Source organism: SAR324 cluster bacterium (assembly GCA_015232315.1).
GTDB lineage: Bacteria > SAR324 > SAR324 > SAR324 > NAC60-12 > JADFZZ01.
In genome coordinates this window covers 73,766-86,130 of the sequence record JADFZZ010000015.1, presented here as the reverse complement: position 1 = coordinate 86,130, position 12,365 = coordinate 73,766, and the positions used below count along the sequence as shown (strand labels likewise).

7 protein-coding genes and 1 other RNA gene are annotated in these 12,365 nt (G+C 45.2%); 2 read left to right on the top strand and 6 right to left on the bottom strand.

Going from position 1 to position 12,365, the window contains the following annotated elements; translation table 11 throughout:
* Positions 1–95: 95 nt before the first annotated feature.
* The 3 genes from ssrA to HQM11_11755 all read right to left on the bottom strand — a co-directional run bounded on the left by ssrA (position 96) and on the right by HQM11_11755 (position 3,160).
* Positions 96–465: a transfer-messenger RNA gene (gene ssrA / locus HQM11_11765) on the bottom strand.
* 171 nt (positions 466–636) lie between these two features.
* Positions 637–2,124 carry a hypothetical protein gene (locus HQM11_11760; protein ID MBF0351701.1) on the bottom strand — a complete coding sequence of 496 codons (1,488 nt, stop codon included), beginning with the start codon at positions 2,122–2,124 and terminating at the stop codon, positions 637–639.
* Entirely contained in the window at positions 2,102–3,160 is a 1,059-nt protein-coding gene (locus HQM11_11755; protein ID MBF0351700.1) for a LytR C-terminal domain-containing protein, read from the bottom strand. Before HQM11_11755 ends, HQM11_11760 begins: the two co-directional genes overlap by 23 nt.
* 223 nt (positions 3,161–3,383) lie before the next feature.
* Here HQM11_11755 and HQM11_11750 point away from each other — a divergent pair, with 223 nt between their 5' ends.
* Positions 3,384–4,040, top strand: coding sequence for a dTMP kinase (locus HQM11_11750; protein MBF0351699.1), 657 nt, complete (start codon positions 3,384–3,386; stop codon positions 4,038–4,040).
* A gap of 7 nt (positions 4,041–4,047) precedes the next feature.
* Positions 4,048–7,185, top strand: a complete 3,138-nt coding sequence (locus tag HQM11_11745) for a hypothetical protein (GenBank protein ID MBF0351698.1) — start codon at positions 4,048–4,050, stop codon at positions 7,183–7,185.
* Between the two features lie 89 nt (positions 7,186–7,274).
* Here HQM11_11745 and HQM11_11740 read toward each other — a convergent pair whose 3' ends face one another.
* From HQM11_11740 to HQM11_11730, 3 genes are all read right to left on the bottom strand, one after another.
* On the bottom strand, positions 7,275–7,640 hold the full coding sequence (locus tag HQM11_11740) for a response regulator (protein MBF0351697.1): 366 nt from the start codon (positions 7,638–7,640) through the stop codon (positions 7,275–7,277).
* 436 nt (positions 7,641–8,076) lie between these two features.
* Positions 8,077–9,516 (bottom strand): serine/threonine-protein phosphatase, encoded by a 1,440-nt coding sequence (locus HQM11_11735; GenBank protein ID MBF0351696.1) that lies wholly within the window; start codon positions 9,514–9,516, stop codon positions 8,077–8,079.
* Between the two features lie 16 nt (positions 9,517–9,532).
* Positions 9,533–12,337, bottom strand: coding sequence for an Hpt domain-containing protein (locus tag HQM11_11730; GenBank protein ID MBF0351695.1), 2,805 nt, complete (start codon positions 12,335–12,337; stop codon positions 9,533–9,535).
* Positions 12,338–12,365 lie beyond the last annotated feature (28 nt).

The following is a 12,365-nucleotide window of genomic DNA, read 5'->3' as shown; positions in this document are numbered from 1 at the left end:
CCAATACCGTGGTGTTGTCTGTAATCAAAGAGTGAACACAAAGAGGTTTTACAGGTCTGGAGTAGGGAAAAATAAAGTGTGGTAACGTGTGCAAATGGTGGAGGTGGCGGGAGTCGAACCCGCGTCCTGATTAGTTTCCATTTCGGTTTCTACAAGCTTAGTTTCCACTTTTCGTTTTCGCCTGAGGTGTCAGCAGGAAACCGCTTCACACAAGAACACTTCCTGAATCTCGTAATGCTGTCGGAAGAACCGCATCACCAGCCTGAGTTATATGACACTAACAAGTCAGCCTAAGGCGTACTGATTTGAAAGCGCTCCTAACTAAGCAGCTAGAGCTGCTGTAGCTGGAGAATATTCTGCGTTGTTTGCAGTTAAGATTTTTAATACTCCTTTTAACGTGGCCAAGAGTATTACCCACGGCTTGCTTCCTGGATTTCCACTCCCAGTCGAATCCGGAACACCCCCATTTGGAAGGTAAACCGACTCTAATCTATCTTTTCTGTTAATGCAATCGGGAAATTTGAATGAAGGCCAATAAGTGAGGAAGTTCAGAAATTGTTTACATTCCTGTAATGGGGCAATCCTTGTGATCACCCCTACAATTCATTCAAAATGGGGAAGTTCCTACTGAAACTATTATTTGAGGATATTTTTCAAAGACAGGACCTGTCTCAATATTTCGCGGTTTTCTGTGATATTTTCCGCCTGCTCCAGATGCTGAAGCAATTCATCCTTGTTGATTTCAGATTTTGGATTTCTCAACTTGCTCTGCGTGTTTTCAATGATCATTTGCGGTAGAACTTCATACAGCACATCCCGCTGTGACAGTGCCTGTGAGAGTTGATCATCCTTGGTGGCATTCAACGATGCCTGCTGAAGTTCAGCCAAGGCCTTGAGATAGGTCTGGATTTTCAGATGCAGATCGTGATGTCCCTGGATGAAACGAATCAGTTCCACAGCCTTGAGATAATGTTCATCAAATTTTGTTCCCCGTGTAGCCGGAACCATTGCAGGATGCATGGTGATTTCCGCTTTGCCGGGTTCTACAAATTCTGAGCGTTGGGCTACGCTCTGATCGGTCACAATGAAGAAATGAACAATCACAGCGTTTTTGCTGGTCACTTCAATATATGGCGGCAGTTCAAACACATCCGGATTGATCTGTGCTCTCAAAAATATCCGTTTCTGATTCTCAACATCGGTCACAATGCTGACATGCTGTAAATATTCCAGTGTCCTGATGATGGGAATATCTTTAATTTTTTCAGCGTTGGGGAACATGACCTGGATGTAAAACCGGTTCAGACGATCACCTGTCTGAGGATCCCGGAAATTCTCTTCAATGACCTGAAAGGGAAACAGTTCCGGTGATAGCGGAATGGGCTGATTGAACATGACTTCGACACCAAACCGCCAGATATTACGCAGTTCATCTTCCAGTTGCTTGGGCTTGACATCAATCCCCTGAACCTGAAATGCCCGGCTCAAAATGATGTCATCTTTCAGTGGTTCCTGGATAAAGGCCCCCTGAGTCATTAATTTATAAGCATCCAGATACGTGAAGACTTCCCTTGAACCATTTTTAAGTTCCAGCACATAACGATAGCGGTTGCCTCGTGCATCGGTTTTATAACGGGCTTCTTCTTCAGGTAAAATCAGTCGAAAACGCCGGATCTCATACTTCAGATTTTTCCCGGACAACAGATCATGTTCCTCATAAGTTTTTACAAAGGCTTCTGAGGTCAGTACCAGACGATAAAACTGATTCTTATCCAATACAAAGAACTCAGTGCTTTCATCCGAGGGAAACACAATGACCTGGTTATTGATCGGAAGCAACTGGTCTGTCAGAACCCATTCATAAATACGGTCCATATACCAGTCCTGGCTGGAGCCGTCGTCAAGAATGACCTGAAGGTAGAATTCTTCGGATGTCCGGTTTTTGACAAAAACGGAAGCCACACGGTGTGCCATGAACTGTGCTTTATCAATCACTTTGGCCAGTTCAATGGCATTCTCGCGACCGGTGAACTGGGGGAACGCATAGACCCAGCTTGCCGTTGTCAACAAATACAGACAGATGAGCAGGTATTTCATCGGTTTATTCAAAATTTTCGCCAACATATATTTCCACGTCAATTCCCAGTTTTCCTCTGCGATCCAGAGGCATACTCTCAATAATCTGTTCTCCCGGAATCACTTCAGACATCTTCAATGCGGAATCCAGATAATTGGGCCTGTAATAAATTTTTGTTTTGGGCAGAATAAATTTTTCTCGCACCGATGAAATATTGGTGACTTCGAGTTTCATCCCGATTTTATCTTCCAGCATCCGACGTTGATGACGTTCCATAAATACCGCCAACCGCTGTGCCGCATTGACTTGATGTGACGCGTTCAGAATGGAAACCTGCAACCGGGATGGACGCTGATACACCATCATCGCAGAAACAGGATGGAGCAGGATTTTGTCCGGTTCCCCTGTGGGATTCATGGGACGCATCTCTTTGCCGGTGGACGATGCCGGCGTCATGGGCTTAGGCACATCCGCTGTAACAGGGATGGCTTCTTTTTCAGGTTTTTTAAATTCCTGCTTTTCCAGGGTCCTGCTGGAGGTGGCTGTCACCGTGGGTACAGGTGGCGGTCCCGACGGCTCCTTTGGAGCTGGCACAGAGGCTGACTCTGCGGGCGCTTGTTCTGTGACTCTTTTCTGGGAACGTATCACAAATACCATTTTCTGATTATTGGATCTACCACGATCAAACAGCACATCCATCATATCCCAGCCTTTCAATGCCAGGGTGACTTCAAAGGCGATGCTCCCATTGTCACGACGGTTCACATCTTCCTGAATGCTGACGGTTTCCAGAATATCTTTTTCCTTGTATTTGATCAGTTTGGGAAGTTTGAGATTATTGATAAAACTGTTGGGAATTTTAATATCCACCGAGGGCGTATTTTTTTTTGAGATAACCTCAACATTAGAAAACTGCTCCGGTGTAAAAGTTCCTTGTAAAATCAGCAGGGATTCAGGCATTGCCGTCTGAAGCTGAATCTCATCCAGCATATGTCCTGCCGAAACCGGTTTTTGTGCCCATCCTGTAGGGGACGAGGCCAGGAACATGAACATCAGGCATGAAAAAGAGATCAGATGTCGCATGGAATTCTTGTTCCAATGAAGAAGGTTGAAAAAAATGGGGATCCATAAATCGTGATTGTTCTATATGCGTAAGTTGTGCCAAAATGACAGATTAAATCTTGAGATGATAGATCTGCCTAAAAGTTAAATTGAAACTTTTCTGTTTTCATCTTTCTTCTATTGAACGGGTCTTTTATAAGCCAAACAGGTCAATCGTTTTTACAATCACAAAATCGGGAAAAACATGGATAGCGGAAAATTTATTACGTTTGAAGGCATCGACGGTTGTGGCAAAACAACCCAGATCAAACTCATCTCGGAATGGATTTCTTCCAGGGGGATTGATACCGTGACAACAAGAGAACCCGGTGGTTCGGCCATCGGACAACAGATTCGCACCATCCTGCTCAATCCCGCGAATCATGAATTGTCTGAAGCCAGTGAACTGCTCCTTTATCTGGCGGATCGCATCCAGCATCTGAAACAGGTCATTCTACCGGCCATGAACCAGGGCAAGCTGGTGTTGTGCGACCGTTTTCATGATTCCACCATTGCCTACCAGGGATATGGCCGGCAACTGGACCTGACAGGGATTTCGTCCATCGTTGAACAATGGGTGGCACCTCACATGCCGGATTTGAGTATTTTGATCCGGATTTCTCCGGAAACCGCTCTGGAACGTATTTCGCAAAGACAACAGGTGAAACCGGATCTTTCACAGGAAAGTCGGTTTGATCAGGAAACACTGGCCTTTTTTCAACGGGTTGCTCACGGTTTTGATGAATTGAGTCGACAATCACCCGACCGGATCGCCGTGGTTGATGGCAACCAATCTGTTGATGCTGTTTTTACAGAAATTAAGCACTTACTTGAGACCAGACTCTCGAAAACTCCAACATAGCATGCACATGTCCCAAAACCATCCCCATGAAAACGATTCCGGTTTGATGTGGGCGTATTTCAAGCAACGCCTGCTGAATAAACAACCCTTGATGGATTACGGGTTTCGTTCCATTGAATTGCAGCGATGTCAGATCCGTGGAAAAAATGTTTCCTTATGGTTAAGCACACTCCTGATCCTGCTAGAAATTGTATGGATCGGCCAACGGATTTATACCGAATTCACCACACCGACCCGACAGTTTGAGGCCATGCGTTATCTTCTGGAATACGCGACCAGTGAATCCATTGAAGATAAACAGGAAAAATACAACCAGGCTGTGTCACGCCGAATTTATATCTGGCCCAAAGAAGGGATCACTCTGGATGAACATGCTTCCGATTTTATTGATCAGATCCGGGGCGTTCTGATTCGTGATTATGAAAAGGAGTATCGGACACTGCCCAACGAGGAACGTGACAGTTTGATTTTCAGGGTTTTCCCTGACATTCAACGAGATATTGCGGAACGAATCAAATTTGGTGTGTCGTTGGTCGCGCCCAATGAAATTTATGAGACCGCCAACATGAATCTCAGGCTCAGTCTGCTGAATAAATCCGTTGGCTTCAGTCGCTATAGCTGGCATGGCGTGGACAAATCACTTTACTATTTTCTCAGACGTCAGATCAGCACTCCGGAAACATCCCATCAAAAAATATATAGCCTTTATCTTGCGTCACTGTCTGACATTGCAGACAAAGTGGCTTTTACGGATGCGCTGATGTTTCCCCTGCTGCTGTTGCTGTCAACTTCTCTGTTTATGTTATTTCTCAACATTCTGGGCAATCAGAAAGAAACAAAAATGTTACGAATCCAAAGTCGGATTCGCAATGCGTCACATTTTGAAGGACTGGTGGAATATCTCCATCAGGCCTTTGGCGAAATCAGGGGGCTCAAATGCCATTCCTGTTCGATTCAACTCATCCATGGCAACAGTTTTTCACTCGTATCCAGCGGACACAGAACTCCCCGTGATTTCCCCAGCATCATCCAGATCCATCAAGACTCTGTCACGGCCAAACGCATGGCAAAAATGAAGGAAAGCTCGTTTGAACTGTTTGAACTCCGAACCAGTTATGCCTCAACCAAAGGTGTTTATTCCCTGTCTTTCCCCTTGATCAGGGCCAACCAGCTTGAAGGCTTTGTCAACCTCAACTTTTATAAAGCACCCTTAGGGCGAAATATCTGCTTCATCACCAATTATTTCGTTTTTCCGGTGACAGAAGTGTTCAATACGATTTATACCAGCATCCTGGAACGTCTGGAATTTGAACTCAACCAATACCGGCAATGGATGTATGAACAGCGCGAACTTGCGCAGTCGGCGTTGTTTGGCGCGTTGACCGGCAAATTGAACCGTGACTCCGCCACCATGAAAGATATTTTGTCACCCATCCGGGAATCTTATGCGGTGGGAATCCGGTTTGAAAAGGCCTATCCACTCTTCCCGGATGCTCTTGACTACTTTCCCGCGGAGCCACAGATTATTGCCTCGCTCTTGTCACATATTCAGCCGAATCGAACCATTCACACCTGGCTTGATCGTAAAAAACTGCATGTTCTCATTCCGCTGGAAATTCCGTTTGATCTGTTGTGCCAGGACAATTATGCCCTGTTGATTTTTGAGGATTATCAGCACGTGACCCAGGTGATGGTTAATTTTTTCCATAGAGCGTTTCAGGAATATGTGCGCAATCTGCTCCAGTATTCAGAACGCACCAGCCACGAACTGGCTTACACGGAAGCCGTGAGAGTGGCCACCGGACTTCAGGAAGAAGTTCAGGAAATGCTCATACACAAAGTCGATAGTTTCATGCTGGTTCCCGGAAACTCCATTTTACCCAAAGAAGACATCGCAGACAGGATTCATGCGTTGATTCATGAAGAAATCGCCTTCACCATCCAGGGATTTGGAATTTTGATTGAAGTCGATCTGAGCAAATCCACAGAAATCAAAAAGCGAATGAAGGTTTCCCGGGAACCATTGTATGAAGCCGCAATCCAGAAAATGAATGACCAGGTGTTGAAACAATTTCAGCTCATGGGGCGTAAATTCATCACCCCGAATCCCAGCGGAGGCGATGGCGATGGTCTGCGTTTTTTTGTAACAGCCATGAATGAACGCCACTTGAACAATCAGCATTATCCTCAGGGACAGGGAATCACTCCCGAAGAAAAAGAAGCGTGGAAAGAATTTTTTGCAGACCAGCTTCTGGCGTTGCTGTGGTGGACCCATGCTCAGGGAATTCCCTGCAAACTTGGAGGATTGATCCTCGATTCCACAAGTCCGATGCAGTTATCCATCGAACGAGGTTCCCTGAAAATCCACTCGTTTCTGGAAGGCTATCTGGAGCAGTCCCGGTTTGTAAAAGGACACAGGATGCAAACCCTCAATGAAGAACAAACCGGACCGGGCATTGATTATCAGGACAATCTCAATTGTCTCGGCGAAATTCCTGAACGGATCTATCAACCATGGAAAATCGTTTTACCTGTTTCTTTCCAGAACATGCTTGAAACAAAATGTCAGAATTCCCCATTCCTGCTCAGAAAGTTTCATACCCGGAATTATTTTCAGCATGAAACTTCGCTCAAGGAATATCTGGAAGTTTCACTGAAATCCGCTTATCCGCTCATGGCCCTGTTTCCAGCGCTGAATCGTTTGCCCGCGGGATGGTCTGTGGTCCAGGCCGCACAGGCCTTGACGCAGTTTGCCAGATTCATGGAACAGCACCCGGTGCCTTCATGGAATTCCACCAGCGACTTGTTTGACGCCTGGCTCCTTGAAGCGCCTCAATATTCGCGACAGGAGGCAGAACACTATTTTCTGAGGGTTCGAGAAAAAGTAGAAGGTCCGGGATTGTATATGATTCTCGACAGTGAACCACTGTCTCAGGTGCCGCTGAAATCACTTGCGGAACATCTGAATGCGCTTCAGCGGGAATTGGTCACGATTGAGATAACCGCGGATTATGCAGAACAGCTCAAAACAGTTCTTGACAGGTCGCACAGTGTTGTATCACCCGAGGACAAGGACCGGATCATGAGGGATGCCAATCATCTGTTTGAAGATTATTGTGGAAAAATGGGTATCTTCCCAACGTAATGGAACGGGAACGTAACGTTCGTCACCAGAAAGTTTTCCCTGTTATTTTTTGAGCGTTCCTTAGTTTCAACGACTGAAGATGATGCCTTTCATTGAAGCAGTTTTTGAATGACTGGCAGGGCATTCGGTCCATCAAACGGTTTGACAATCCAGGCTTTGACTTTCAGCGGTTTGCATTTCAGTTTAAACTCCGGACTGTTTTCATTGGTAAGGATGAGGACTTTGACCTCCTGATTTCCTACTTCATTTCTGATTTTATCCAGCATTTCCAGACCTGTCATTTCCGGCATCATAATGTCTGTAATGATCAGTTTGATGCCCGGATTGGCTTTCAATTGTTCAATCCCCTCAAAGCCATTGGATGCTGTGATGCACTCAATTCCGTGTTCGTTGAGAAATTGAACGATGCTGTTTCTCACCGCACTCGAATCATCGACAATCAACAGGGATGCCATAACGTTTCTCTCCATTAAAATTAACAATTACAGTATTCAGAAATAAATCTCAGGGGTTTGTTATGTTTTCGGCCAAAAACGTAGGGGCGAACCTGTGTGTTCGCCCAGCTTCCCAATGTCATTAACTTAAGCATTCAGAATGGTACTGTGAATCCATTCCCCCTTGGTTTAAGGGGGTTAGGGGGATGTAATTCTGAGGGTTAAATCCCCCAACCCCCTTTGAAAAGGGGGATTTTATCGCAGGTAAGTCTTTAATTTGACGACATTGGCCAGCTCATGGGCAGACACACAGGTCTGCCCCTACAGAATAATACAAAAACCATAGGACAAATCAAAGGCCCATTTTAAGGGCCCTCTATTTTGTCATGTTTTACGGAATCAACTCCTCTGTGTCCTTGTGTTTCTGTGGCAAAAACAAAAGATTAACAACGTGGCACTAAACAATCTGTTCCGGCCAGGGTTGAAGCTGGCGAATACAAATGATACTCAAATCATCCTCAATCTGTATGGAGGCCTCCCCATCAACCCTGGTGATGATTTCATGGACCAGTTGGGTGCTGGTGATATTATTTTGATGATCAGCGTAATATTGCTTGAGAAAACGATGTAATTTATTGGCCGTCAACACATAGCCTTTTTTATTTTCGTTTTCGATCAGGCCGTCTGTATATAAAATCAGAATTTCGTTCTGATGTAAAACACCGGAATGCAGTTCAAATTGAACATTCTCATGATACCCCAACGGAGGGTTGTTGGCATAGAGGTGCTTGACTTCCGGTTTTATGGCCTGAATGTAGACAGGAAAAGGATGTCCCGCATTGGAAAACTCCATGAGACCTGTTCGCAGGTTCAGTCTTCCCGCGAAAAAAGTCATCAAAAATTCACCCTGTCCAGATGCGCAAACCACATTATTCAAATAATTCAGAACTTCATGTGGAAGAACCAGCTCACCATTTTGAAGTTTCTCCCGCAACACCTGATAGGCTCCATAAACGGTGGCCGTGATGATTGCGGCAGGCGCGCCATGACCGGTGACATCCCCGATAAACAGATAAAGATAATCCTCCAGTTGAATGAACCCATGCCAGTCTCCCCCTGTTTCCGCGGCGGATTTATGGAACGTGACAATATCAAGATTGGGAATACGGGGAAGCTCTTTGGGAAACAGTTTCTTTTGTACCAGTCCCGCGATTTTCAATTCGGATTCCAGTCTGATTTCTTCCTTGATGAGGGTGATGTTGCGAATGCGCAGTTTGGCCTGCTTCATGATCGCTTTGCAAAACTCTTCATCCGCATGGTTAAATCCCTGACTGCCGGGACTTTGATAAAAACACAGGATCTTTCCTGTTCCATGGATGCGTAGAAACAGGATATTGGCGCGTTCTACATCTTCATCGACCTGAGAGAAATATTTGTGAAGGTAACTGCCTTCCTCAATGCGATTAAAACAGCGGACGTCATCGCCTTCTGAAAAAATGTATTCGGTCACATCGCTGTTGAGCTTCAAATTGAGCGCGTCCACAAACGCTTCTTTTTCAGGCACATAATACCCATCCTCCATGAGATAACATGCCGAATCGCTGAAATGGATGTATTTTCCCAGCAATTGAAACGTCGTGTTCAGAATCTGGTCAACATCTTTCAGTTGCTCAAGCTGTTCAAAAAGTTCTGACAACCGTTGAAGTTTTTCTTCCTTCTTTTTAGCCTGGATGGTCGCGTCATGGATGGTATCTGACAAATGATTGATTTCCGCGTAAATTGTCGGCGGAATCGGATTCAGTTTGATCTGGTCCTCAGAATAAGAATCGAGTTTTTTAACCCACCGGGCCAAGGTATCAATCGCTTGTAAAACGTTTTCTATTTCAGATGATGACATAATTTTTGCTCAATGTTCAGGAAAGTTGAATACCGTATTCTCCCGGCAAGGTGATATGAAACTCGATCGGACGAAATTCCGCGGAATCCGATTCCTGATTCTGGAACACGATTTCAATATCTCCCTGTTGACGTTGCAGGAAGCGTTTGACGGCATCCATGCCAACACCCCGGCCTGAAATGGTGGTCACCTGCTCTGCCGTGGACATGCCTGACGCAAAAATAAGCTGGGCGACATCCTGGTCTGTAGGTGGTGTGTCCGTTGTGAATATTCCTTGTTCCAGGGCTTTTTTGCGCAGTTTGACAAGGCCCAGTCCGCGGCCGTCATCAAACAGGCGGAGTTGCAGTTTTCCATTAACAATAGCGGCTTCCAGTGTGATTTGCCCTTTATCGGATTTTCCAGACCGGACTCGTTCTTCCCGCGATTCAATGCCATGATCTATGGCATTGCGAAACAGGTGCATGAAAACATCCTTGAGCATTGGTACTATTTCGCTGCGCACTCTGACATTCTGGTCTTTCACAAGCACAGTCGGAGTTGGCTTGCCGATTTCTTTGGCAATCGAAGGCAGACTCTGGATCACTTCACTCACGGTTTTATCCAGCGACTCTGTATCAAATGCCATGATAATGGTTTTCATCTGTGAAATGGAATGGCGGATTGTGTCCAGTTTATCAGTCGCACTGTCCTGCAGGGCATGTTTCAGTTTTTCCATCAACGTTTCTTCCACAAACGTTCCCTGCTGTTTTCCTGAGAACACAGAAAGTTTTTCCTCATAGAGTTGATTGTATAGTTCCAGTGAATAGCTGACCTCATTCAGCTCACGCAATAACAGTTCCTGATTCCATTCAATCTGTTTTTTTCGCAAGGCGTCATAGCTCTGTTCCGCATGGTGCGCCGTGTCTGTCATGTTATGCAGTCCATAAACCCGTGCGTTGCCTTTGATGGTATGCATATTCCTGAATAACGTCTGCAACACGTCATCAGAGGCCTGGGTGGTGTTTTCAATAAGTTTTCTGTTTTCCAGCAGGAACTGGTTTGAATTTTTGATGTATGAAACAAAATTCTTGTTGGTAATCGCCAGGATTTCTCCAATCATTTCCAACTCTTTCTTTTGCTGACCCGCTTCTTTCTCCAATTGCTTCAATTGTGTCACATCCCGAACGCAAACCAGAATTTTTTCGATGATTTCATCGTCATTACAAATCGGAGACCAGATGAGCGACAGGGTTTTGACCTGACCATCATGCAGGGTCTTTTCATATTCGAGGGGAAGCACTCCACGATTGAGATCAAAATTCATTTCATCTTCGCCAATACAGCTTTCAAGCGTACTGTTGATCTGCCCCTGGGCGTCAACACCCAGATTACTGCTCTCAAACAGGAAACTCATGATCTCCTGTCCCGCAATCTGTTTGGTTTCAAAAATGGTTTCCAGATAGATGGAATATTCCGGATGGATTTTATTTTCCTCCGCAATGGTCAGAATGCCCTGAGGCAGATTTTGTAGCATGCTCTGGATGTCATTGTTCTTCTGACGCAACTGTTCTGTGCGTTGCTCCACCATTTCTTCCAGATGTTCATTGATCGTTTTCAAATCCTTGACCAGCCGTTTGTTTTCCACAAAAGTGTCCGCGAAAATATTACTGGCCACCCACAGCATGGCGACTACAACAAACAGTGTCCCTGAAAAGATCATAGCGACTGAATTGATTTTTCCCAGTGCGATCAGAATGTCATGAACACAGGAGAAAAAGAAAAAGATTTCGGCAACCAGCAACAGGGGAAGTCCTTTGGTTTTGTTGGATGATTTCCCAAAAACTGTTCTGGAAAGCATGTAAATGACAACACCGATCAGGGAAACTTCATACAGAAACAGAATCACCCGCACTTTCTGAAATAGTTCGAGATGAAAATCAATCGAGAGGTAGCTGAAAATCACAAGAAGCAACAAATTAAGCACACCATGCACAATGTTGTTTTTGGGAAATTCCTTGTAAAAATACTGGGCGAAATAATAGGGGAATATTCCCAGCGATATGATCCCGATGTAATGCAGAACCAGCAATGTTTGTGAGTCAAACCATTTCATGTAGAAATTTCCGGGGAAGGCATAAAACGGATAAACCATGATACTGCTGAGTGCCGCCAGTAAATACATGGGGTACCGGGTTTTATAAAATACCAGCAGAAAGAACAGTCCAAATCCCAGAGCCAGGTGTGCGGCCAGAAAGCGGAATTCGCCACCCCAGAAATGGAAGAATCCGATAAACGCGTCACCGGGATTGTAGGCTCGAAGTTCAAAAGGAAGCTGGTAGATCCCGACCATGAGGATCGTGTCCACCCGAAAAGCCAGCGTATGGGTCGTTTCGGTAATTTTGAAACGTACCGGAACCGGCTGAATGCCATAATACGGTTCATATTTATTGATGTCTCCCCGATGATAGATTTTTTGTCCATCCAGAAACACATCCAGTCTTGCCACGTAGGTATCAATCAGAAACACCACTTCCTGTCCAAGCAGGGACGGATCAAAATGGAGCGTTCCACGATACCAGCCAACCCTGAATGATTTTCCATCGTCATACACTTTTTTCCAGGGGCCGGGAGCCTTGACGATTTTCCAGTCTTTGGTGTCGGCCTCAAGGTCTTTATTCTGAGGATTATCATCGCGAGTGAACAGCCAGGTTCCAACCAGTGAAAACGGTTTATCCAGTGACTGAATCAGAAAATCACAGGAGGAGCAGGGATTCTGTACAGGCTCGGCATTGACCGAAAAACCACAGAGGAGCAGAATCATAAACAGGGTAATACGTTTCATGATTTTCCTTATTTAACCAAACAACAGG